This window comes from Candidatus Pelagibacter sp. HIMB109, assembly GCF_052048155.1.
Classification (GTDB): Bacteria; Pseudomonadota; Alphaproteobacteria; order Pelagibacterales; family Pelagibacteraceae; genus HIMB114.
Genome location: NZ_JBNAIK010000001.1, coordinates 48,890 through 69,299 on the forward strand (window position 1 = coordinate 48,890; position 20,410 = coordinate 69,299).

Annotated in this window: 31 protein-coding genes; 15 read left to right on the top strand and 16 right to left on the bottom strand. The window is 31.0% G+C overall.

Translation table 11 applies throughout. The features are described from left to right. Window positions 1-246 precede the first annotated feature (246 nt). Window positions 247-705 (top strand): Lrp/AsnC family transcriptional regulator, encoded by a 459-nt coding sequence (locus ACTTAQ_RS00335; protein WP_440694547.1) that lies wholly within the window; start codon window positions 247-249, stop codon window positions 703-705. Here the strand turns inward: ACTTAQ_RS00335 and ACTTAQ_RS00340 are convergent, their stop codons facing one another. From ACTTAQ_RS00340 to ACTTAQ_RS00350, 3 genes are read right to left on the bottom strand one after another with little or no spacing between them, the layout of a single operon-like run. Further along, entirely contained in the window at window positions 706-1,152 is a 447-nt protein-coding gene (locus ACTTAQ_RS00340) for a DUF4396 domain-containing protein (RefSeq protein WP_440679115.1), read from the bottom strand. Further along, on the bottom strand, window positions 1,153-1,905 hold the full coding sequence (locus tag ACTTAQ_RS00345; RefSeq protein ID WP_440694549.1) for a sterol desaturase family protein: 753 nt from the start codon (window positions 1,903-1,905) through the stop codon (window positions 1,153-1,155). It lies immediately after the preceding gene. Further along, a complete protein-coding gene (locus ACTTAQ_RS00350) occupies window positions 1,905-2,984 on the bottom strand; it encodes a PQQ-dependent sugar dehydrogenase (protein ID WP_440694550.1) in 1,080 nt (359 codons plus the stop codon). The genes ACTTAQ_RS00345 and ACTTAQ_RS00350 overlap by 1 nt, the downstream gene beginning before the upstream one ends. Window positions 2,985-3,041: 57 nt before the next feature. Here ACTTAQ_RS00350 and ACTTAQ_RS00355 point away from each other — a divergent pair, with 57 nt between their 5' ends. Beyond that, a complete protein-coding gene (locus ACTTAQ_RS00355; protein ID WP_440694552.1) occupies window positions 3,042-3,515 on the top strand; it encodes a DM13 domain-containing protein in 474 nt (157 codons plus the stop codon). On the opposite strand, the gene ACTTAQ_RS00360 is transcribed toward ACTTAQ_RS00355, so the two are convergent. Then, complete coding sequence (locus ACTTAQ_RS00360) at window positions 3,510-3,818, bottom strand: AzlD domain-containing protein (protein WP_440694554.1); 309 nt, start codon at window positions 3,816-3,818, stop codon at window positions 3,510-3,512. The two genes, ACTTAQ_RS00355 and ACTTAQ_RS00360, sit on opposite strands and share 6 nt — an antisense overlap. Beyond that, window positions 3,815-4,498 carry an AzlC family ABC transporter permease gene (locus ACTTAQ_RS00365; RefSeq protein WP_440694556.1) on the bottom strand — a complete coding sequence of 228 codons (684 nt, stop codon included), beginning with the start codon at window positions 4,496-4,498 and terminating at the stop codon, window positions 3,815-3,817. The genes ACTTAQ_RS00360 and ACTTAQ_RS00365 overlap by 4 nt, the downstream gene beginning before the upstream one ends. A 50-nt stretch (window positions 4,499-4,548) precedes the next feature. Here ACTTAQ_RS00365 and ACTTAQ_RS00370 point away from each other — a divergent pair, with 50 nt between their 5' ends. After that, window positions 4,549-5,181: an SOS response-associated peptidase gene (locus ACTTAQ_RS00370; protein ID WP_440694558.1), complete on the top strand. Its 633-nt coding sequence runs from the start codon at window positions 4,549-4,551 to the stop codon at window positions 5,179-5,181. 268 nt (window positions 5,182-5,449) lie between these two features. On the opposite strand, the gene ACTTAQ_RS00375 is transcribed toward ACTTAQ_RS00370, so the two are convergent. Both ACTTAQ_RS00375 and ACTTAQ_RS00380 read right to left on the bottom strand, forming a co-directional pair. Next, entirely contained in the window at window positions 5,450-5,893 is a 444-nt protein-coding gene (locus ACTTAQ_RS00375) for a thermonuclease family protein (protein WP_440694560.1), read from the bottom strand. Further along, the gene (locus ACTTAQ_RS00380) at window positions 5,894-6,481 is read right to left on the bottom strand and encodes a transglycosylase SLT domain-containing protein (protein ID WP_440694562.1); all 588 of its coding nucleotides are present in this window, start codon (window positions 6,479-6,481) and stop codon (window positions 5,894-5,896) included. A gap of 43 nt (window positions 6,482-6,524) precedes the next feature. On the opposite strand from ACTTAQ_RS00380, the gene ACTTAQ_RS00385 reads away from it, so the two are divergent. Beyond that, window positions 6,525-7,976: a protein adenylyltransferase SelO gene (locus tag ACTTAQ_RS00385; protein ID WP_440694982.1), complete on the top strand. Its 1,452-nt coding sequence runs from the start codon at window positions 6,525-6,527 to the stop codon at window positions 7,974-7,976. Window positions 7,977-8,092: 116 nt separating this feature from the next. After that, complete coding sequence (locus ACTTAQ_RS00390) at window positions 8,093-8,482, top strand: DUF4149 domain-containing protein (protein ID WP_440694564.1); 390 nt, start codon at window positions 8,093-8,095, stop codon at window positions 8,480-8,482. Here ACTTAQ_RS00390 and ACTTAQ_RS00395 read toward each other — a convergent pair. Genes ACTTAQ_RS00395 through ACTTAQ_RS00405 form a run of 3 tightly spaced genes read right to left on the bottom strand, consistent with a single transcriptional unit; the run spans window position 8,479 to window position 9,270 of the window. Then, a complete protein-coding gene (locus tag ACTTAQ_RS00395) occupies window positions 8,479-8,664 on the bottom strand; it encodes a hypothetical protein (RefSeq protein WP_009373387.1) in 186 nt (61 codons plus the stop codon). The two genes, ACTTAQ_RS00390 and ACTTAQ_RS00395, sit on opposite strands and share 4 nt — an antisense overlap. 39 nt (window positions 8,665-8,703) lie before the next feature. Next, the gene (locus ACTTAQ_RS00400) at window positions 8,704-9,006 is read right to left on the bottom strand and encodes a hypothetical protein (protein WP_009373385.1); all 303 of its coding nucleotides are present in this window, start codon (window positions 9,004-9,006) and stop codon (window positions 8,704-8,706) included. Between the two features lie 30 nt (window positions 9,007-9,036). Beyond that, on the bottom strand, window positions 9,037-9,270 hold the full coding sequence (locus ACTTAQ_RS00405; RefSeq protein ID WP_009373381.1) for a DUF2061 domain-containing protein: 234 nt from the start codon (window positions 9,268-9,270) through the stop codon (window positions 9,037-9,039). 78 nt (window positions 9,271-9,348) lie between these two features. Here ACTTAQ_RS00405 and mntR point away from each other — a divergent pair, with 78 nt between their 5' ends. Further along, window positions 9,349-9,765, top strand: a complete 417-nt coding sequence (mntR, locus tag ACTTAQ_RS00410) for a manganese-binding transcriptional regulator MntR (protein ID WP_440694567.1) — start codon at window positions 9,349-9,351, stop codon at window positions 9,763-9,765. Here mntR and ACTTAQ_RS00415 read toward each other — a convergent pair. Together ACTTAQ_RS00415 and ACTTAQ_RS00420 are read right to left on the bottom strand one after the other, a co-directional pair. Next, window positions 9,758-10,771, bottom strand: coding sequence for a polysaccharide deacetylase family protein (locus tag ACTTAQ_RS00415; RefSeq protein WP_440694569.1), 1,014 nt, complete (start codon window positions 10,769-10,771; stop codon window positions 9,758-9,760). The two genes, mntR and ACTTAQ_RS00415, sit on opposite strands and share 8 nt — an antisense overlap. Further along, complete coding sequence (locus tag ACTTAQ_RS00420) at window positions 10,768-11,433, bottom strand: DUF6134 family protein (protein ID WP_440694571.1); 666 nt, start codon at window positions 11,431-11,433, stop codon at window positions 10,768-10,770. The genes ACTTAQ_RS00415 and ACTTAQ_RS00420 overlap by 4 nt, the downstream gene beginning before the upstream one ends. Before the next feature lie 54 nt (window positions 11,434-11,487). On the opposite strand from ACTTAQ_RS00420, the gene ACTTAQ_RS00425 reads away from it, so the two are divergent. Next, on the top strand, window positions 11,488-12,396 hold the full coding sequence (locus ACTTAQ_RS00425) for an AEC family transporter (RefSeq protein WP_440694573.1): 909 nt from the start codon (window positions 11,488-11,490) through the stop codon (window positions 12,394-12,396). Here the strand turns inward: ACTTAQ_RS00425 and ACTTAQ_RS00430 are convergent, their stop codons facing one another. Then, window positions 12,397-12,684 (bottom strand): hypothetical protein, encoded by a 288-nt coding sequence (locus ACTTAQ_RS00430; protein ID WP_440679134.1) that lies wholly within the window; start codon window positions 12,682-12,684, stop codon window positions 12,397-12,399. It abuts the gene before it with no gap. A 405-nt stretch (window positions 12,685-13,089) separates the two neighbouring features. Here ACTTAQ_RS00430 and gloA point away from each other — a divergent pair, with 405 nt between their 5' ends. From gloA to ACTTAQ_RS00470, 8 genes are all read left to right on the top strand, one after another. Further along, window positions 13,090-13,641 (top strand): lactoylglutathione lyase, encoded by a 552-nt coding sequence (gene gloA / locus ACTTAQ_RS00435; RefSeq protein ID WP_440694575.1) that lies wholly within the window; start codon window positions 13,090-13,092, stop codon window positions 13,639-13,641. 149 nt (window positions 13,642-13,790) lie between these two features. Beyond that, entirely contained in the window at window positions 13,791-14,126 is a 336-nt protein-coding gene (locus ACTTAQ_RS00440; protein WP_440694576.1) for a c-type cytochrome, read from the top strand. Window positions 14,127-14,147: 21 nt separating this feature from the next. Beyond that, window positions 14,148-14,684, top strand: a complete 537-nt coding sequence (locus ACTTAQ_RS00445; protein WP_009373372.1) for a hypothetical protein — start codon at window positions 14,148-14,150, stop codon at window positions 14,682-14,684. Between the two features lie 11 nt (window positions 14,685-14,695). Beyond that, window positions 14,696-16,264, top strand: coding sequence for a GMC family oxidoreductase (locus ACTTAQ_RS00450; RefSeq protein WP_440694578.1), 1,569 nt, complete (start codon window positions 14,696-14,698; stop codon window positions 16,262-16,264). Continuing rightward, window positions 16,265-16,675: a hypothetical protein gene (locus tag ACTTAQ_RS00455; protein WP_440694580.1), complete on the top strand. Its 411-nt coding sequence runs from the start codon at window positions 16,265-16,267 to the stop codon at window positions 16,673-16,675. A gap of 11 nt (window positions 16,676-16,686) precedes the next feature. Then, window positions 16,687-17,001, top strand: coding sequence for a nucleotide pyrophosphohydrolase (locus ACTTAQ_RS00460; protein WP_440694582.1), 315 nt, complete (start codon window positions 16,687-16,689; stop codon window positions 16,999-17,001). A 7-nt stretch (window positions 17,002-17,008) separates the two neighbouring features. After that, entirely contained in the window at window positions 17,009-17,344 is a 336-nt protein-coding gene (locus ACTTAQ_RS00465; RefSeq protein ID WP_009373368.1) for a hypothetical protein, read from the top strand. Then, window positions 17,344-17,529, top strand: coding sequence for a DUF4170 domain-containing protein (locus ACTTAQ_RS00470; RefSeq protein WP_440694584.1), 186 nt, complete (start codon window positions 17,344-17,346; stop codon window positions 17,527-17,529). The genes ACTTAQ_RS00465 and ACTTAQ_RS00470 overlap by 1 nt, the downstream gene beginning before the upstream one ends. A 6-nt stretch (window positions 17,530-17,535) precedes the next feature. Here the strand turns inward: ACTTAQ_RS00470 and ACTTAQ_RS00475 are convergent, their stop codons facing one another. Genes ACTTAQ_RS00475 through ACTTAQ_RS00485 form a run of 3 tightly spaced genes read right to left on the bottom strand, consistent with a single transcriptional unit; the run spans window position 17,536 to window position 20,178 of the window. Then, the gene (locus tag ACTTAQ_RS00475) at window positions 17,536-18,174 is read right to left on the bottom strand and encodes an SCO family protein (protein WP_440694586.1); all 639 of its coding nucleotides are present in this window, start codon (window positions 18,172-18,174) and stop codon (window positions 17,536-17,538) included. Beyond that, window positions 18,175-19,401: an MFS transporter gene (locus ACTTAQ_RS00480; RefSeq protein ID WP_440694588.1), complete on the bottom strand. Its 1,227-nt coding sequence runs from the start codon at window positions 19,399-19,401 to the stop codon at window positions 18,175-18,177. Then, window positions 19,402-20,178, bottom strand: a complete 777-nt coding sequence (locus tag ACTTAQ_RS00485; protein ID WP_440694589.1) for an MOSC domain-containing protein — start codon at window positions 20,176-20,178, stop codon at window positions 19,402-19,404. Window positions 20,179-20,410: the final 232 nt, after the last annotated feature.

Sequence of the window (20,410 nt, forward strand, 5' to 3'; positions counted from 1 at the left end):
TTTTTTTCCTTTTTTAAGTTTTTAAAAATTCAGTTCAGTTCATTAGTTCAGTTTTTATCTACCTAGTGACGATAAGGGAGTAACCATAACTCACTAGGTAGCATTACCGAACTGATGCTTATGTAAAATAAAATCCTAAATAATCAATATTTAGTAGTAAAATAAGCTAATATTGAATAAAATAGTATATAAACTGATAAGTTATTGCTATTATAACAAATATAGTTAGTAAAATATTTTAATATTATGAAAGAAATCGATAAAAAAATTCTACAAATTCTTCAAGAAAATGGTGAGATATCAATGGAAGAGCTTGGATCTAAAGTTAATTTATCTCCTTCTCCTTGTTACAGAAGAGTAAAGAACTTAAAGGATGCAGGATTTATCGATAAGAGCGTTGCGGTTCTTAATAAACAAAAACTAAATTTAGAACGCCCTTACTTTGTTCATATTAAAACCACAAGTCACAATAAAGAATGGACAGATCAGTTTAGAAAAATTGTAAAAGAAACACCTCAAATTGTTGAGTGCCACCGGTTAATGGGTGAAGTTGATTATTTATTAAAAGTAAGACTTAAGAATTCTGAAAGCTACAATGAATTTTATTTTGATCTGATTAATAAAATTGACTTTGCAAGTGTGAGCGGATTTCCATCTTTAGAAGAGTTAAAAGAAACAACCGTACTGCCTTTAGACTACGTTTAATTAATGACAGGCCTGTCCAAATTTTTTTAATCTCCAATAATTATAAGGCCAAGGAGTAATAAAGCCGACAAATAGCATAATAGGAATAACCCACCAAGTTAACATCGCACCACCAGTTAAAAAATAATCTGTAAGGTTCATCGCAGCTTCCATAGAGATCATAGAGATAAAACTCATTCCAATTGCAACTTTAAATGCTTCTTTAAAATTAAAATTTTGTCTCATAAGAATAATGGTCTCAAGCATAATACTTGTCATTAATCCATTAATGATTGCAAGCGTCATAATACCTAAAACTGGAAAAGGAATTTGAGTTAACTGAAAAAATAATATGGTTCCAAAATCACCAATCGAACAACCAATTAAACACCACATGGTATTTTTTGCACTTCTTTTCCATGTATGTTTACAACGCCAATGAAAATTTGATTGTTGAACAGCTTCCATTTATTTTAATGGTCTAGTAATTAGCTTTGCAATAGGTTGGTCTTTATCTTTTTCAACGCCTATTGGCATTCCTTTATATCTTTTAAAATTTGATTTTGTTCCAAACAACAAATCCCAAAAACTAAAAATGGCGCAATAATTAGAATCCGTTTCCCTTTGTCTTTTATGGTGATGTACCCAGTGAATAGATGGTGTGACAATGACATAAGATAATATTTTTTCAAAATTTTTAGGTAACTTGATATTTGAATGGTGAAAGGCAGAACTAATTAAAACTAAAGCTTCAATCAATAATAAATTTACCAGAGTAATATTAAATGTAATGATGATAGCGCATCTGACTAAAGTGCTCAAAATAACTTCACCAAAATGAAATCTCAAACCTGATGATACATCCAGTGTTTCGTCAAGATGATGTACATGATGAAATCTCCATAAAAATTTTATTTCATGGTTCGCTCGGTGCCAAAAATATAAAAAAATATCATAAATAATTAAATGAAAGATAAAGAGTCCAATCACATTATTAATAACAAAAGTATTATGTAAATTTAAAGTTGTTGCATAAATCGTGATGGGTAAAATTAATATGGGCGTTAAGCCAATATTGAGCAACCAAAGAAAAATGTTTTTAAAGGATCTTGTTAATTTTTTTGTTAATGAAGCTTTTTCATTTGGAAACAGATTTTCACATAAAATAAATAAAAATAGAGCAATTCCAACAAACAGTACTTTTTGATTTAACAATTCCATTATTTTTTACTCATCTCCCATAAGGCAGAATTGCCATTGGATAACAAATAAATTTTTCCCTTAGGCCCAATTTTTATATCTCGAATTCTTCCAATATCATCTTTAAAAATAATCATTTCTTTTCCTATTTTATTATCACTAACAAACTCCAACTTTCTTAATGATTGGTTTCTAAGTGATGTCATTAAGATATGACCATTCCATTCTTCAAATTCAATACCTCTGTAAATTTGTACCGCACTGACCGCAATAGATGGAACCCAAGTATATAAAGGATTGGTAAATCTTTTATCCCACTTTTGAACTTCACCACATTTTGTCATGCTATAATTCGTTCCACCCCAACACCATATCTTCCAACCATAATTTTTAGCAAATTTCACTTCACCAAAAAAATCTCCACCTCTTGCCCCATGGTTTGATATGTAAACTTTGTTATTAAATGGAGATAAGGTCATACCTTGAGGATTTCTAATTCCAATTTGATAAATCTCAGGCAACCAATCAGATTTACCCTTAAACTTTGGATTATCTTTTGGAACAGATCCATCAAGGTTAATTCTTATAATACTTCCTGGATGTTTCTTAGAATCTTGTGCTATGTTATCTCCACCTCTTTCTCCTGCACTTGCATAAAGGTATTTATTATCTTGGATCACCATTCTACATCCAAAATGATAACCAGAGTTAATCGGTGGGTCAGCTTGAAAAATATTCTTAAAATTTAAATTTGTTTTAGAGAATTTTGCTTTCGCAATAGATGTGCTGGTTTTGCCAGATCCTCTATCTTCAGTATAGCAAATAAAAATATCATCCTTATGCTTTAAAATCTCTAAAAGACCGCCTTGTCCATCAACTTTGAAATTTAGATTGTGCTGAATATTTTTTTGAGTTTTTTTAATAATATCAATTAAAAGAATTTTTCCCTCTTTCTCAGAAATTAAAGCTTCTGAACTTGAAATAAATGTTAAACTCCAAGGGTTTTCTAAATCTAAGATTTTTTTAATCTTAAAGTTTTCTAGCGCTGAAGCAGGGAGTATAGAAATCAATAGGATTATAAAAATTTTAATGAAATTCATTATTAATTAATAACAAAAAATTTTGATATTTGTGATAACTTTTATTAGTATTAAAGTATGAAATTTATCTTTCTTTTATTTTCCCATGGTGCAGTTCTTGGAATTGGTTTTGCTTTAGGGGTTTATTTTTTACCTATCTTAACAGCGCCAAAATCAGCTAATCTCTCACAAATCGAGCAGGTGGTATCAAATCCAGTTTACAAAGCGGAGTTTAAAAAAGGTCAACGTGGTAATGATTTTTTTCACTGGGGTGAGGGTCAATTAGTGATTACAAATAATGAAATTGCACTTAAAGGAAAGGTAGCGCCCGGTCCTGATTATAAAATCTATTTAACTAAAAAATTTGTAGAACACGAAGATGAGTTTTTGCCTATAAAACAAAATGCATTATATGTTGCTGATTTAAAAGTATTTGAAAACTTTATTGTACCACTTGATAAAAAAATTAATTTTGAAGATTACAATACCATCATTATTTGGTGTGAAGCATTTAAAGAATTTATTACTTCTGCAAAATATAAATCACTATAAAATATAAGATAAGAACCAATAAGAAACTAAGCCTGTTGCAATGGTTAAAATTGTATTTTTTGTAAAATACCCAACTATCAAAGCCAAAATAAAAGCATAAAATTCATATGTATTAAAATGCAATGATTGATTTTTATTTAAAAATACTGCTGGAAAAATAATTGCAGGAAAAACTGCTGAAGGAACATAGGTTAAAACTTTCTTTGTTGTTACGCTTAATGACTCTGGTTTGATAATTGCAATCAAAGAATATCTCATTAAGAAGGTTATAATTCCAGCAATGATCATTAATGTCGAAATCATTTTGCAAACCTTTTAAAATTTTTAATTAAAAAATATGCAACGCTAAGAGCAATCAAGGCTGATAAAATAATATAAATCTTAAGTGGAAAATTAAATAACAAAAGAGATACGAGACCAGATACCATCATAACAATGACATGATCAATTTTATTTAATTCTTTTACTAGTAACGACAAAAACGTAATTGGAATTGCAAAAGATAATCCAAGTTCAGGCGGAACTATATTTCCAAGCAATACTCCACACACTGTCGAAATTTGCCAAAAAAACCATAAGGTAAAACCAGAACCTAATAAATGATATCTAAAGTTTTTGTTTTTTTTTATATATGGGAGCGATACTGCAAATGCTTGATCAGTTAATAAATAACTCAATAATATTTTCCATCCATTTGTAAGTTTATTAAAATATTGAGAACAAACAGCACCGTATAGTAAATGCCTTGAATTAATTGCACCTACTGATCCAAGAATAATATAAGGAGATGTCCCAACAGAAAGAAGCTGAACAAATGCTAACTGCGAAGCACCACCAAATATTACAAATGAACTTGCAATAACCGCCCAGGGCTCCAATCCCAATTCTAATCCCAAAACACCATAAATAATTCCAAAAGGAATAACGGGAATGAGCAATGTTAAAACATCCTGGATACCTTGAAAAAAAATTTTGCTTTTCATACTCGTAGAAATAGATTGATACATCTTATAGATAAAATATTAAAGCAACTATGTGCGGACGTTATGCTGTTACAAAGGCAGTAAAAAAAACAAAAAATATTGTTCAAAACAATGAAGGGGTTGAAGATACAGATAACTTCAATGCCTACCCGACTCAACAATTGCCAATTATTAAAAAAGATGATGATGCCCTCACTTTAACAAACTATCACTGGGGACTGGTTCCAAAATGGTCTGAGAAAATGCAAGATTTTAGACCTTTAAATAATGCAAGATTAGAAACGTTAATGGAAAAAAGAACCTTTAGTGGTTTGGTAGCAAAACAAAGGTGTGTTGTTCCAGCTGATGGATACTATGAATGGAGAAAAAATGATGAAGGAAAAAAGTTTCCTCAATTCATAAAACGAGAGCACAATGAACCATTGTTTTTTTGTGGCCTTTATCAAAAAAATACGAATATCGAATTTTCAATTATCACCACAGCAGCTAAAGAAGAGTTAGCGGATATTCATCATAGAATGCCAGTAATTTTAAAAGAAGAAGAAATTAATAATTATTTAAATGCAGCAGACCCTATGGTGTTTTTAAATAGTCACGAAAATCCTAAACTTGTTTTTTATGAAGTAGGCCGGGATGTGAACAATCCATCCAATAACCATCCTGGTCTTTTAGATTCCGCGTAAAAAAAAACTTCGCTGCATAACTATTCCCAAGAACAGCTACACGCGAAGTTATTTGCCATGTGATTTAAGCACTACTCCCACGGCCTCACTCTGAAGAGTCGAAGTGCTACCTACACCTTCAGCTTTCTGCAGTGAGCAATCAGTTTGACCCTACTTCCCACTGTCAGCTAAGAACTTGCGCCCTCAGTTAAAAACATAATAATTTAACTAGTTTTAAAAAGGTATCGCTCTTTAGTTGATTCTATAATCGGTCTGTGAAATGTGTGGATTATTTTTTTCTTCTGTAATCCCATGGATATTGAAATTCCATTGCCCATAAACCGAGCTTATTTTTTTTTGCAAAATTTTCATCTTCAACAAATTGTTTTGAATACCTTCTGTATGCAAAAGCATAACCATTCTTTACAAGAAAACTTGATAAACTTTCATTGTTAACAAAACACTCTGCTACAATTCTTTTGTACCGGTCAGTAGTAATTTTTTTACAATTTACTTTTTGATTATTAATTTTCTCAACTAGTTTAACTTTAGATAATACTCCGCATTTTATATTTTTGTTATTTTGTTTACAGGTTTGAGACATTTCAGGAGCATCAATTCCATGAAAGCGATATTTTATTTTACCAATATGAATCGTGTCTCCATCAACAACTCTTAAATTTTGGGCAAAAACAATGGTGGGTAAGAAAAAAAGAATTAAAAAAAATTTCATCTAAAAGATGATATACTTATTTCGGTTAAGTTTCGATTGGCACTTTCTAATTTGAGCTCTATATTTTTTAGCCGTTCTTGATACCTCTTTTGCATATGGGATAGACTCCGGTCTCGTTCTTTTTGTCCAGCCATTATAATAATAAAGATACTGTCTAAAATAATTCTTCTTTGAAACCTTCATTTTTTTATATGTCTGATCGACATACCATCCTATAAAATCAGATGAATCTTTAAACAAAACACGAGTGACGTATTTCTTACCCGTACTTCTTTTATAAGTCTCCCAAGTATCAACGACAGCTTGAGAATAGCCTAGTGAACTAGATTTTCTTTTCCAAGGAATAACTTTGAAAAGCTTTGTTCGCTCTGGTCTAGCAAGCCAGTCATAGCCACTTTCTTTTTTAATAATTGCCATTTGAAGCTCAATTGGTGCACCCCATTTTTTTTCAGTGGATTTTGCAAACTTGTACCAAAGGTATTTTTCATCAAAAATAGCACAAGCATTCACTGTATTTTTCGGAACAGAGCTACAACCAATAAGAATAAGAAATAAAAAAAATAAAAAATATTTTTTTAACTGATTCATTAAATGTTATATTAAAAATCATAAACGATCAGTAAAGGAAATGATGAATAATTCTGGATTTAAATTTGATAATACTTACGCCAATTTACCAGAGATTATGGCAACAAAACTATCTCCAGTTGCTGTAAAAAAACCAGAATTAGTAATTTTGAATCATGATCTTGCTAAATCTTTAGGTTTAGATTTTTCAAAACATTCCGATCAAGAAAATGCAGAAATTTTTTCAGGCAATAAACTCATTGATGGATCACTGCCACTTGCACAAGCTTATTGTGGTCATCAGTTTGGTCACTTTGTGATGCTTGGTGATGGAAGGGCTATTTTATTAGGAGAACACATAGATCCAAAAAATCAACGTTGGGATATTCAATTAAAAGGTTCGGGTAAAACACCTTACTCAAGAGGCGGTGATGGAAGAGCAGCATTAGGACCAATGCTTAGAGAATATATTATCAGTGAAGCCATTCATTTTTTAAACATCCCAACCACAAGAAGTTTGGCCGTTGTAACAACAGGTGAAGATGTTTTAAGAGAAACAAAACTTAAAGGTGCAGTGTTAACTAGAATTGCATCATCTCATTTAAGAGTTGGTACATTTCAATATGTTGCCGCTAAACAAGATATCTCAGCACTTAAAACGTTAGTTGATTATGCTATTGAGCGGCATTATCCAGAACTTCTTCAAGCTCAAAATAAAGCCATAGCACTTTTTAAGTCTGTCATGAAACGACAAATTGAACTGATTGTAAATTGGATGCGGGTTTCTTTTATTCATGGTGTGATGAATACGGATAACATGTCAATTTCAGGAGAAAGTATTGATTATGGTCCGTGCGCATTTATGGATCACTATGATACCAAAACCGTATTTAGTTCTATTGATCATTATGGACGTTATGCATATGGAAGCCAGCCTATTATTGGACAATGGAATTTAGCTAGATTTGCAGAAAGTTTATTTCCTTTACTAGATGAGGATGAAAAAAAATCTGAGGGGATCGCTAATGATTTAATTAAAGAATATGAAGAACTATTTGCAGATAAGTTTCATGTGATGATGAAGAATAAACTTGGTATGATTTCAGATGAAGACCAAGATAAACAAATGATGAGTGATTTATTTAAACTCATGCATAAAAACCAAGCCGATTATACCAATACCTTTAGATACTTAATCAATGGTAAATTTCCTCAAGAAAAATTACTGAATGATCCTGATTTTATTATTTGGGAAGCAGAGTGGAAAAAAAGGTTATCTAAAAATCAAAAGAGTGAAGATGGTTATCAATTAATGATGAAACATAATCCACTATTTATACCAAGAAACCATAAAGTCGAAGAAGCTTTATCAGCCGCAGATGATGGAGATATATCTAAATTTTTATCTTTATGTGAAGTAATCAAAAAACCCTATACTGAAGATGTAAATTTAGAAGAATTCACAAAACCTGCACCTGCATCTGATCGTGTATACAAAACATATTGTGGAACTTGATTTTTATTTTAAAAGAAAATTATGGATATAAAAAAAATTAACCAAACAAGAAAAAAACTGACTAAATTTATAAATAAAATTAATCAAGCAGGTAAAAAGAAAAAGAAAGCTAAAAGATGAGTGAGCAAATTATTATGAATATGGTGTCCTTAGTTTTGGGGATCATGTTATTTTTTTCTTTTATTTTAGCGCCAATGATTTTTAAAGTTTTGCCACCAGATAATGCAGGGGTATTTATCCGTGCAATTTTTCCGTATTACTATCTGGTAAATTTATTGATCCTTGGACTGGTCTCTGGATTTTATATTTTTTATCAAACTTTTATTTTAGACTTTTATCTCGTATTCACTTCAGCCTTATTGTTCTTTTTTAATTTAGTTTATTTAATGCCAAAGATTAATAAATTAAAAGATGAACGAAATGAAAAAGCTTTTAAAATTTCTCACTTCATTTCAGTGGTTATAAACTTTGCACAACTTATAATGCTAGGAATTGTGCTCGCTTAATTTGCGCCCATGTCAGCACCGCAACATTGTGGTGATTTGATTTTACCTTCACACGTTGGGCATTTAGAAATTTGAACTTGAGTTCCATTCACATCTAAATGATCATTGGCTAAAGGCTCATTGCATTTTGCACATGATGCATTAACTGACATTCCACATTTTTTACATTCGTATGTAGACATGCCTAAATTATAATCAGTTTTGAATGGAGTTGCAATAAACTAAGCGATACGTTTTTTAAAATTATCTAAGATTGTTTCTACTTTTTTATAATTGTCGGATAGTGCTTGTTTTGGATCAAAATAAAATTTATCCAATTGATTTAGATCGTAATTAATTTCTTCAAAAATTTTAATCGCCTCATCATGACTACGTTTTAATTCAAATGCTAAACCTTTGAGTTTTGCATCATTAGTCTCTTCTGCGATTTTTTTTGAGATGGCACTTGCTTTACGAAGTAAATTAAAAGCTTCTTCTTCTTTTTTTTTATTTTTTTTCTTGAAGATATTTAAAAACGAAAACATCCTGAAGTTGTATAATGATTTGTTTTAAATTTAAACTGATTTTTGAGTAAAAGTTTTGGTCCATAATTTATCTAATAGATAATACCAAACACCATTAATTGTTGGCTCGATTAAAGCTACCAAACCAGCTTCAAATAAACTAGCACCAGTTAAAACAGATACGACTGTCATGGCAATGATCACATGACCACAAGTATAGATTAACGCTCTACCAAAACTGGTCCCAGCAACAACATTAAAAATACCTTTTCTAAATTCTGTCATAAAGTTTAGCCTTGGCTAAACTTATTACTTGCTAAGATTATTGCAAGTGTTAAATAGCCGAAAGATTTAAATATTATTATGAAAACCACTAGATCTAGTAGTCCTCAATTATTTAAAACTACCCAGAGTAGAAAAAGCATCGAACTTCTCGAAGATTATGTTGAAGCAATTGATGAAATTTTAAACACAAAAGGTTCAGTGAAGAACGTTGATCTTTGTAAATATTTTGGCGTGTCGAACGCGACGGTTAGTAAAAATATTAAAAGATTAATTAAAGCAAAACTTGTTGAGAGTGAAAAATATAAAAATATTTTTTTAACATCTCATGGAAAAAAATTAGCAGAACAATCTAATACAAGGCATGAAATATTATTTAATTTTTTAACTAAACTTGGTGTGCCTAGAAAAATTGCAGAAATTGATTCAGAAGGAATGGAGCATCATATAAGTAAAGAAACTTTAAATATGATGAAAAAGTTTAATAAAGCTAATTAATCACACTATACTGATAACCAAACCATTTAATCAAGCCGTCTTTGGATGGCATGGTACAATTTAATCGTCCCCTTCTTCTTTTAAAGGGTTCATCAAAAGTTAATTCGATTTCATTATTAGTGATAAAGTTAATTTTAGTATTTTTCCACTGTCCACCAGAATTATCAAAACAATTTATTCCTTTTACATTTTCGTTAAATTTTAATTTCATGCTTGATGGATTATTATTTTTATTAAGCAAAACTGTTTTAGGTTCATAAGAGGTAATATTAAATGCACGTGACTTTAATATATTTTTAAATCTTTTCATTTTTCCATAATTTTCATTCAAACTAAATCTTGGTAGATAATTAATATTTTCATTTTGACTAATTACACCTGAGTGTTGTCCAAAAATAATTTTATAATTAAAATCTCTAATAATTTTTATAATATCTGAACTGGTCTCTCCAAAGGTATGTGCATAAAGATCAGGAATTTTTTTTAATTCCTTATTATAATCATCATGAGATTTTTGAATATCTTGTTTCACCTCTTGCAACTTCATATCGACAAAATATTCATGACTCCATGAATGACCGCCAATAGTAACTAATCCAGAGTCTCTTAATTCTCTAATTTGATCCCAGCTCATATAATTTGGATGATTATTTGAAATCTCTTTTGTGTTTACAAAGATAATAAATGGAATTTTGTTTTCTTTTAAAATAGGCCAAGCATTTTGATAAAAACTTTTAAACGCATCGTCTACCGTTAATAAAATAAATCGTTTTGAAAATGTTTTACCTTCTAAAATTTGGTTTTTAAATTTTTCTGGCTCAATGTAACTAAGCCCTGATGCTTTAATCGCTTCAAGATGTTGTTTGAACATTTCTGTTGAAACATTGGTACTTGGATACTTGCCTTCACCTACACGGTGATACATAAGTGAAATGACACCTGGTTCATCTGAAAAAGATGACAAGGTAAAATGCAGTAAAAATAATAATGTTAAAATTTTTTTCATTTATTTAATTTGTAACTTTTAAGTTTATACTCCCATTTACCTTTACGGTGTAATACTTGATGTACAATCATTCTTGTTTTTTGATCAAACCATACCTGAGTATCTAAATCTTTTCCTTTAATGTCAAAAATTCGAGTTTTAAATGTTTGGTCTAGTTTTTTAAAATCTTCTTCCTTTATAAAACTCACCTTTTGTTCAGTCACTTTACAAGTAATGCCTGATAATTGGTATGGAACTGTTACAATGTCATGGTTCCAATAAGAAGAGATTAAAAAAGACTTTTTAAATTCACCCTTAAATTTGGTTCCATTCACTTCATACTTATCTTTTTTTAAATCAATATTACAAAATTTTGGCTTTCCATTATCATCCGTATTCGAATTAAAATTAACTAACTTGCCAGCAGCGTTATATGTTTCAGTTCCAACTGACTGGTATTTATAAAAAGTAATCCCAAGTTTTTTTACGCCAAATTCAATAACATTTTTAACTTCAACACTTCCATCCTTACCCCAATTAAAATCAATGGTGTGAAAACCTGCATAAGCGCCATTTCGATAAATATCGAATGATAAACTTCGAAGGTTTTTGTTATGACCAACGTGGGCGTCTGCTTGTTCAAAATTTAATAAAATAATAAAAAAAACTATTAATTGTCTCATTTGTAATTGTTTATCTTGTAATGAAAAATCATAAAAGTAAAAGGTTTCAAAATTATGTCGCTAGCGATCTATTTTAAATTATTTGAAGTTATATTCCCTGTCTTTTTTATTATTGGAATTGGCTATTGGTTTGGAAAAAAAAATCCAAAGTTTAATAGCGATATCATTACGGCGTTTGCTGGTAAAATTGGTGTCCCTGCTCTTTTATTTTACTCTTTAGCAGCATCAACAACTCTAGACTTTAAAACTTTTTTTAAATTTGGATCATTTACTTTTTTATTTGTTGCTTGCTTTGCAGTAATTGGAATTGTTATTTTAAAAATTTTAAAGCGAGATGTTGTTTTAGAACTTAGTCCACTTATTTTACCCAATACTGGAAACTTGGGACTTCCAATTTGTTTATTTGCATATGGTGAAAAAGGGTTTTCAGTTGCAAGCTCAATTGCTGCAGTCATTATGCTATTACACTTTACGGTTGGAATATTTATTGCCAGTAAAAAATTTAGTTTAAAACCATTAATCACTTCTATTCCAATGCATGTTTTATTTATTTCAGGTTTTATGTTGTACTTTGAAATCAAGCCGCCTGCATTTTTAGTGAATACCACTATGCTACTTGGTTACTCGACTATTTTTTTAATTTTAACATCTCTTGGAATTGCACTTAGCACATTAAAAACAAAGAACGTTAATACTAATATTATTATTGCAGTTGCAAGATTAATTAGTGGACCTTTAATTGCTTTTTCAATTATTTGTTACTTTGGATTAAAAAGTTATGAGGCAGGAGTACTATTGATTTCGGCATCAATGCCATCAGCAATTTTAAATTTTTTACTAGCCAAAATGTATTCTAAAAAAATACATGCAGATAATATTGCATCAGTGATTGTTATCTCAACAACGTTATCGTTTATTACAATACCTATTGTTGTTTTTGTTGCATTAAAATATTTTAGTTAATTATTTTTTTTGCTCGGTATTGGGAGCAGGCTGCTGAGGAGCGTTACTAATATTTTCTTGTAAATATTTTCCAACAAAGCCTCTGTTATAAGTAAACAGGTAAGGGTCTTGTCTTATTAAGCCAGCACAATACGCAATTGGATCGTCAGTTTTAATTCCATTTGCTTTAATATCTTTTTTACAATTATTTAAATATCTGACATCACGGTACTGCTCTTCAATTTGTAAACCAAAAAACAATGCTAAGATTAATGCAATGATACCTAATAATATATTTGTGCCCTTCATTGAAATTACTGGTAGTGGGTATTGTTTGGGATGTCAATTTAATTGGGGTGAAAGGGATCACCCCAACTTAAATTCTATAATTAAATGCCTTTTTGATTAGGATTAATTACGTTGTCTTTCGCTCTTGGGCGACTGTTTCGCTCAGTAAATTGTTTGCGAATTTGACGTAACGCATTATTGGCACCGTCATTAACCTTACGCAACAATTTGAAGTCTTTGTAAAACATATTTACTCCTTTGTTTAATTGTTACGCCTTTTAACTCATGGCTATGAGTCACTTTTTAACCATGTGAAATGGTTACACAGCATGCATAGCAGCCATGCATAATATGCATATATAACTTTTGTCTCTTTTTTTCAAGACTAAAAAAGAGTAATCTTAATGAAATTTTAAAGGGGGTTTCATGAGCCATTGCGAACAAGTAGACGGAATTCAACAGCCAGATAAAGAAACAGAAGGTTACGTATTTAATCATATGATGCTTAGGATCAAAGATCCAAAGCGATCATTAGATTTTTACTCAAAAGTAATGGGCATGCGAATGGTAAAAAAATTAGATTTTCCATCAATGAAATTCTCTTTATATTTTTTAGGAAATCTTACCGATGAAGAAGTTAAATCTGCACCAACAGATAATTATGAAAGAACTATATGGACTTTTAGACAAAAAGGACTTTTAGAATTAACGCATAATTGGGGTGCTGAAAATGATGATTCTGTAAAGTTTCATGATGGTAATGCGGAACCAAAAGGCTTTGGTCATATTTGTTTTTCTGTTCCAGATGTTTATGCGGCTTGTAAAAGGTTTGAGAAATATAATATGGAATTTGTTAAAAAAGCAGATGACGGGTCCATGAAACCTTTGGCATTTGTTAAAGATCCTGATGGATATTGGATCGAAATTATTGAAGCAAAAGCAACAGCAAATATCGCAAAAGAGTTAGGAAAAATCTAACTTCAACTTCAGATAGTTTTTAATAATCGTTCTCATTTTTTTGCAGAGCATTAAAATAGGGTGAATTGTATCTACATAAAAATTCTAAATTTTGTTAAGTTTTTATAACTAAAAGTTTGGGAGGTAACTTGAAGTTATTTTTGGTTATTTTGATAATCTTAATATCAACTCAGATCGTTAAAGCTGAGATTAATCAACTATTCATCAAAAATTGCGCAACTTGTCATTCAGTTCAAAAGGGAGATCAAACTCCTAGAGCTGGCCCAAACTTATGGGGTATTGTTGGCCGTAAGGCTGCAATCGATAATTCTTACACGATGTACTCAGATGCAATCAAAAAATCTGGAATTGTTTGGAACGAAGAAAATCTAAACAAGTGGTTAACCAATGCCGGTGCGTTTATTCCAGGCACCTACATGTATTATATGCAAGCTGACGAAAGTGTGAGGCTAACAATAATTGATTACTTAAAAACACTTAAGTGATCTTAAACATAAGGGGGAAACATGCGTGTATTGAATAAAAAAGCAATATCACGACGATCGTTTCTAAAATCAGGAACGGTAACAGCCCTAGGATTAACTGTAATGGGTCCAATGGTTATTGGAAAAAATAATGCATGGTCCGCTACATTTAAAACGATAGGTGCTGATGACGCAGCTACTCTAATTCAGATGGCAAGAGACACCTACCCTCATGATTTTTTAGCTGACAGATTTTACGCTAAAGTGATTGAAGGTGTTGAGGCGCAAGCTGGAAAAGATAAAGCGTTCAAGTCTATGGTTGGCAAAGAATTAAAAAAAATTAATTCTGCTGCCAAGAAAAAATACAAAGCAAACTACAAAGATATCAATCGAGAACTCGAGAGAGTTGATATCCTAAAGAGCAATGAAAAATCACCTCTATTCCAAAAAATTAGAGGCGACCTAGTTGTTGGATTATATAACAACAAAGAGGTTTGGCCGAAATTTGGTTACGAAGGTGAGTCTGCTTCTAAGGGTGGATACATGAGTCGTGGTTTCAACGATATCGATTGGTTATAGGAGGGACACACATGGCAAAATTTTCTAAAAGTGATGGCGATGTAGTTGTTATCATTGGTTCAGGTGCTGGTGGCGGTGTCCTTGGTATGGAACTTGCAATGAAAGGGATTAAAACAGTAATCCTTGAGGCAGGCGGACGTCATGGACCACAAGACTTCGTTAATGACGAATGGGCTTCGTTTGGTCAAATCAGTTGGTTAGATAAACGAACAACTTCTGGTGATTGGAGAGTTTCTAGAGACTTTTCTGGTTTACCATCTTGGATCGTTAAAGCAGTAGGTGGAAGTACACTTCACTGGGCTGGGGCAAGTTTAAGGTTCCAACCACACGAGTGGAAAGCAAGAACCACTTACGGCAATGTAAAAGGTGCAGACCTTTTAGACTGGCCAATCGATGCTAAAGAAATGGCTCCTTGGTATGCAAGAGCTGAAAACCATATGGGAACAACTGGAACCAATGGAATTCCAAGATTACCAGGAAACAATAACTATAAAGTATTTGCAGCAGGTGCAAAGAAGATGGGCTATAAACAGTTTCATACTGGAAATATGTCCATCAACTCTCAACCACGTGATGGAAGAGGTGCATGTGCACAAATAGGTTTCTGTTTCCAAGGATGTAAATCTGGAGCGAAATGGTCGTCTGGTTATGTTTCTATTCCTAAAGGTGAAGCAACTGGAAAACTAGAATGCCGATCAAATAGCCAAGTGTTGAAAATTGAACACGATAAGAGTGGTAAAGTTGATGGTGTAGTTTACGCTGATAAAGACGGTAAGATCCACAAGCAAAGAGCAAGGATTGTTTGTGTAGCTGGAAACTCAATTGAGTCTCCAAGACTTTTACTGAACTCGGAGTCAAACATGTTTAAAAATGGTATGGCGAACTCGTCAGGTCAAGTTGGACGTAACTATATGCGTCACATGACTGCAAGTACTTATGCTATTTTTGAAAAGCCAGTTTATTTCTACCGTGGAACAACAATGGCGGGTATCATTCAAGATGAATCAAGACATGATACAAGTCGAGGTTTCGTAGGTGGTTACGAACTTGAAACTCTAGCATTAGGGTTGCCATTCATGGCTGCATTCTTAGACCCAGGTCAATGGGGAAGAGAATTCTCAGCGTCAATGGAAGGTTATGATCATATGGCAGGGTTATGGATTGTTGGGGAAGATATGCCTCAAGCATCTAACCGTGTAACACTTCATAAGAAGATTAAAGACCAGCATGGAATGCCAATTCCAAATGTTAATTTCTCAGATCATGAAAATGATATTAAAATGAGAAATCATGCTTGGAAACAATCTACTGCACTTTATGAGTCTGTTGGAGCAACTAAAACAATTCAAACTCCTCCATACCCATCAACGCACAACTTAGGTACAAATAGAATGAGTGCTAAGGCAAGCGATGGTGTGGTGAATAAATATGGTCAAACGTGGGATATCAAAAATTTATTTGTATCTGACGGAAGCCAATTTACAACTGGAGCAGCTGAAAACCCAACATTGACAATTGTTGCTTTGGCAATGAGACAAGCTAAATACATTGCAAAACAAATGTCATCTAAGGCAATATAGTTGTTAAAAAACTTAATTAAAAAAGGCCCTGTTATCAGGGCCTTTTTTTTTAGTTCTCTTTTCATTTTTTATAGCTGTTCGCATTCAAAAAATACTGAACAAAATTTAAATTTTTTTTCAGACCAACAAAAATCTAACGTAGAAATTTTCACGGTTCGTGATTTTTACACTCAAGGTAAATATCAATTATATTTTGATGTTTTTAATAAAAATGAAGATGTCACTATTGGGCGTATGGCGATTTATATCTTTAACAAGGATTGCAATGATATTCCTGATGATGCTAAATCTAATAAGATTCTTTACTCAAATCATGTTTTTATAGGACCATATAAAAATGGAGTGATTACTTTTTTTCCAAGAAAACGTTTGAAGTGCTATACAGTTAAAGGCTTTGAAAAATACTTATAAGAAAGGAAACAATGAATTTTGAAAAAATAAAATCTGATATTGAAAAGTTTGTATCCAATAGAAAATGGCAAGATTATCATACGCCAAAAAATTTAAGTATGGCGCTATCTGTTGAGGCTTCTGAACTTATGGAAATCTTTCAGTGGCAAATAGAAAATGAAAAAGAATATCCAAAATCAGCTTCAAAAGAACAAGTTGAAGATGAAGTTGCTGATGTTTTTTTTTATTTAGTAAGATTTTGTCAGATCATGAATATAGACCTCGAGAAGGCTTTTTATTATAAAATGAAAAAAAATGCTGAAAAATATCCAAACCAAATTAAATAGGAAAACAATGTTTTTTGTTTTTAAAATTTTACTTTCTGCACTTGTGATTGCTGGAGCAAGTTGGTTATCAGGGAAATACCCTAAACTTGCCGGATTTATTATTGCATTACCTCTCGCAACATTAATTGCTTTGGTCTTATCTTATACTGAACATAAAAATGCAGAAACAACAATAACCTTTGCGAAAAGTATTCTTGTTGGAGTGCCTGCAAGTTATTTTTTCTTTATTCCATTCTTTTTTGCCAAAAGTTTAAATATGAATTTTTGGCTTATTTATTCAACAGGCCTAGCGCTACTGGTCGTCGCATTTTTTGTTCATAAATATATTGTATCTCTCTTTTAATGAGTTTTCTTGTCATTGATGGTGAGCATAAAGATCCAAACGATATATCAACTTTAGATCAGTCGACAAAAAAAGAATATGGACCTTTTCATACTGAAGCTGAAGCTGATGATATTTGTAAAAGTTTAATTCAAAGAAATATTGATAATTACTATCACCGCGCTTGGGTGATTAAAAAAGATTAGGTTTAATTAAAGTTGTAGCAATTTCCTTACATGGTTGACAACATCATTTTTTGGAATTTGAATTTTTCCAAAATTATCAATTACGATTAATTTAGAAAAACCCTCATGCATCATTGTTCCAACCTTTTGAGTGTTATTATTTATAATTTTAAAAGACATAGTATGATCAATTGTATGGTTTCCTTTTCCTAAATCATTTTTTTTTACGTGAATATCAAAGGCATTATAAATTTTTTTAAGCTCATCGTGTTTCCCGGTTATACCTAATATTTTTTGATCAAATGAGTTTAAATATTGTTTTAGGACTTTTTTCGTATCTCTTAGTGGATCTATAGTAATAAAATAATAATTAATTTTATCTGCATCAGATCCAAGATTCTCAATTAAATTTGTTAAAAGTTGCAGACTTACAGGACATATGTCCGGACAGTGTGTGAAACCAAAGAATAATATACTTGATTTTTCTTTTAAGTTATTTTGATTAAATTTATTACCATTCATATCCTCCAAGTTAAAATTAACTTTGATTGACTGGCTGGAACTTATCTTTTTATTAGCAAAGTTAGATCCTATATAAATAAGAGCAACAGTAGTTATTAGAATTGAAGGTAAAATTCTTTTAAAAAGAATATGTCTATTGATCATTTAAACAGCGGTAGCTCTTTTAAGAGGGCGCTCATCAATTGGCAAATGCATTAAAGTCGCAAAAAATGAGAGTGCAATTGATAAATACCAAGCATAATCATAACTTCCAAAATTATCAAAGAAATAGCCACCCAAATATGCACCAGAGAATGACCCAAGCTGATGACTAAGAAAGATAAGACCTGAAAGCATAGATAAATATCTAGTGCCAAAAACTTGTGCAACAATTCCAAAAGTTGCTGGTATGGTTGCTAACCATAAAAAGCCAAAACATATTCCAAATCCAATTGCTAGAAAATTTGAGCCTGGTAAAAATAAGAATAGAATAATTGTAATTCCTCTTAGAAAGTATAGTCCACTTAATAGAATTTTTTTTGAGTATTTATCGGCTAAATAGCCCATAGTTAATGTACCAAATATATTAAATAAACCAATTAGTGATAAAATTGCTGGACCCGTCCAACCATCTAGGCCTCTTTCAATTACATATTTTGGAACGTGGGTTGCGACTAAAGTAATTTGAAACCCGCAAACAAAAAAACCTGCCATTAAAAACAAATAACTTTTGTGTCCAAAGGCTTCTTTAAACGCTTCACTCAATGTTTGATTTGAATTTTGATTATTTTGACTTCCTTCGTGTGTTGAGGGTTGTTTTAAAAAATAAGATAAGATTGCAGCTGATAAAATAATAAAAACATAAATATTAAAAACATTTTGCCATTCATAATACTTAAATAAAGTACTTGATAGAATTGGGTAAAGAAACATTCCTACACTTGCAGATGCAGTTACTAAACCTGCAGCTTTTGCTCTATTATGATTTGGAAAATGTTTAGTAACTGTTGGAACAATAATTGGAGCAGCTGCACCTCCTAGACCAATGCCAACAAGAATTCCAAGATTTAGCTGGAATAAAAACCCAGTACTATTTAAATTTCCCAATGCATAAATACCAAAAGCATAGATAAATAAAGCAACTATTGTAACTTTGTTTGCTCCATATTTATCTGCAATAATTCCAAAAATTGTAGCAAACACTCCCCACACTATAGCCTGAACACCAATTGCTAACCCAAAAAAAGTACTTGAAATATTTAAATCAATTTCAAAAAATTGAAAAAATAAACCATAGGTTTGTCTTATGCCCATAGAAACAGAGACAACAAAACAACCAATTAATAAAGTGATTAGAGCTGCTTTTGATGTTAAAAATTTATTTTCTTGCATTTATTTATTTATCGAAATTGTATCATCTAAATTGATTTGTCCAGAAGATATTGGTTTTAAATATATTCCAAAATCGATGTGACCATAAACTTCATTCAGTTTTTGGGGTAAGTTAAAATCTGAAGTTATTGATTGATAAGGATAAATCGTAGCTTTGCATCGTGGTGTATTTTGAAACACTTCAAATAAAGTATTTCCAATTTTAATTTTTTTCTTTGCAAGTTCTAATTCTTGAAAAGGTTTCATTCCATCAATAACAATATTCGCTCTGAACCTTTCGTGATCAATAATTAGTCCTGACCGTGCCTCAAAGTCTCTTAAACTTTCTAAATTAATTAGAGAAACAACATGATCGTTAATCATATCATAAAAAGGAATATTTTGGTTATAAATCATAAAAATTTCTTTATCTTTTAAATCAGTTTCTTGTTTTTTAATCTCTTTTGTAACTAATTGTAAATTTTCAAAATTAAATTCTGAAATTGAGATTACCTTTTCGTTCTTTAAAAATACTTTGAGATTTTGGTTTTGGAATTCTAAACTGTAATTATTGAGTATCGGTGTATTTTTTATACTCAAATAACTTTGATTATTTCTTAAATATTGTTTTTCTTGAAATTTAATCGCTTCTTCTTTTGTTTTATTTCTCACAAAAGCAAAAACACGGTCACTCTCAATTCCTATATTCTTAATGATTTTTAAAGATTTGCTTTCAACAAAATTAAAGGATTTTATTGGTGAATAATAAAGTTTTTTTATTTGTATATTTGAAACCATTTTGATTTATTCAATATAATATTAAATTTATAAGAAGCTTACTATGGCAGTTTTTTCAAATATTTCGCAATCAGAATTGATACAAGCGGTAAGTATAATTTTGATTTTAGGTTATTTAATATTTAGAATGATAAACAAAGATTAAGGTAGTTTGAATAACAAAATTCTTTTGTGAGTTGTATAATTGTCAAAAACTTAAATTCTAAATAATATTTTAAAATAAACATTCTTA

Coding starts and splice junctions, on each gene's coding strand:
- ACTTAQ_RS00335 (WP_440694547.1), top strand. CDS start 247: ATGAAAGAAATCGATAAAAAAATTCTACAAATTCTTCAAGAAAATGGT.
- ACTTAQ_RS00340 (WP_440679115.1), bottom strand. CDS start 1,152: ATGGAAGCTGTTCAACAATCAAATTTTCATTGGCGTTGTAAACATACA.
- ACTTAQ_RS00345 (WP_440694549.1), bottom strand. CDS start 1,905: ATGGAATTGTTAAATCAAAAAGTACTGTTTGTTGGAATTGCTCTATTT.
- ACTTAQ_RS00350 (WP_440694550.1), bottom strand. CDS start 2,984: ATGAATTTCATTAAAATTTTTATAATCCTATTGATTTCTATACTCCCT.
- ACTTAQ_RS00355 (WP_440694552.1), top strand. CDS start 3,042: ATGAAATTTATCTTTCTTTTATTTTCCCATGGTGCAGTTCTTGGAATT.
- ACTTAQ_RS00360 (WP_440694554.1), bottom strand. CDS start 3,818: ATGATTTCGACATTAATGATCATTGCTGGAATTATAACCTTCTTAATG.
- ACTTAQ_RS00365 (WP_440694556.1), bottom strand. CDS start 4,498: ATGAAAAGCAAAATTTTTTTTCAAGGTATCCAGGATGTTTTAACATTG.
- ACTTAQ_RS00370 (WP_440694558.1), top strand. CDS start 4,549: ATGTGCGGACGTTATGCTGTTACAAAGGCAGTAAAAAAAACAAAAAAT.
- ACTTAQ_RS00375 (WP_440694560.1), bottom strand. CDS start 5,893: ATGAAATTTTTTTTAATTCTTTTTTTCTTACCCACCATTGTTTTTGCC.
- ACTTAQ_RS00380 (WP_440694562.1), bottom strand. CDS start 6,481: ATGAATCAGTTAAAAAAATATTTTTTATTTTTTTTATTTCTTATTCTT.
- ACTTAQ_RS00385 (WP_440694982.1), top strand. CDS start 6,525: ATGAATAATTCTGGATTTAAATTTGATAATACTTACGCCAATTTACCA.
- ACTTAQ_RS00390 (WP_440694564.1), top strand. CDS start 8,093: ATGAGTGAGCAAATTATTATGAATATGGTGTCCTTAGTTTTGGGGATC.
- ACTTAQ_RS00395 (WP_009373387.1), bottom strand. CDS start 8,664: ATGTCTACATACGAATGTAAAAAATGTGGAATGTCAGTTAATGCATCA.
- ACTTAQ_RS00400 (WP_009373385.1), bottom strand. CDS start 9,006: ATGTTTTCGTTTTTAAATATCTTCAAGAAAAAAAATAAAAAAAAAGAA.
- ACTTAQ_RS00405 (WP_009373381.1), bottom strand. CDS start 9,270: ATGACAGAATTTAGAAAAGGTATTTTTAATGTTGTTGCTGGGACCAGT.
- mntR (WP_440694567.1), top strand. CDS start 9,349: ATGAAAACCACTAGATCTAGTAGTCCTCAATTATTTAAAACTACCCAG.
- ACTTAQ_RS00415 (WP_440694569.1), bottom strand. CDS start 10,771: ATGAAAAAAATTTTAACATTATTATTTTTACTGCATTTTACCTTGTCA.
- ACTTAQ_RS00420 (WP_440694571.1), bottom strand. CDS start 11,433: ATGAGACAATTAATAGTTTTTTTTATTATTTTATTAAATTTTGAACAA.
- ACTTAQ_RS00425 (WP_440694573.1), top strand. CDS start 11,488: ATGTCGCTAGCGATCTATTTTAAATTATTTGAAGTTATATTCCCTGTC.
- ACTTAQ_RS00430 (WP_440679134.1), bottom strand. CDS start 12,684: ATGAAGGGCACAAATATATTATTAGGTATCATTGCATTAATCTTAGCA.
- gloA (WP_440694575.1), top strand. CDS start 13,090: ATGAGCCATTGCGAACAAGTAGACGGAATTCAACAGCCAGATAAAGAA.
- ACTTAQ_RS00445 (WP_009373372.1), top strand. CDS start 14,148: ATGCGTGTATTGAATAAAAAAGCAATATCACGACGATCGTTTCTAAAA.
- ACTTAQ_RS00450 (WP_440694578.1), top strand. CDS start 14,696: ATGGCAAAATTTTCTAAAAGTGATGGCGATGTAGTTGTTATCATTGGT.
- ACTTAQ_RS00460 (WP_440694582.1), top strand. CDS start 16,687: ATGAATTTTGAAAAAATAAAATCTGATATTGAAAAGTTTGTATCCAAT.
- ACTTAQ_RS00465 (WP_009373368.1), top strand. CDS start 17,009: ATGTTTTTTGTTTTTAAAATTTTACTTTCTGCACTTGTGATTGCTGGA.
- ACTTAQ_RS00470 (WP_440694584.1), top strand. CDS start 17,344: ATGAGTTTTCTTGTCATTGATGGTGAGCATAAAGATCCAAACGATATA.
- ACTTAQ_RS00475 (WP_440694586.1), bottom strand. CDS start 18,174: ATGATCAATAGACATATTCTTTTTAAAAGAATTTTACCTTCAATTCTA.
- ACTTAQ_RS00480 (WP_440694588.1), bottom strand. CDS start 19,401: ATGCAAGAAAATAAATTTTTAACATCAAAAGCAGCTCTAATCACTTTA.
- ACTTAQ_RS00485 (WP_440694589.1), bottom strand. CDS start 20,178: ATGGTTTCAAATATACAAATAAAAAAACTTTATTATTCACCAATAAAA.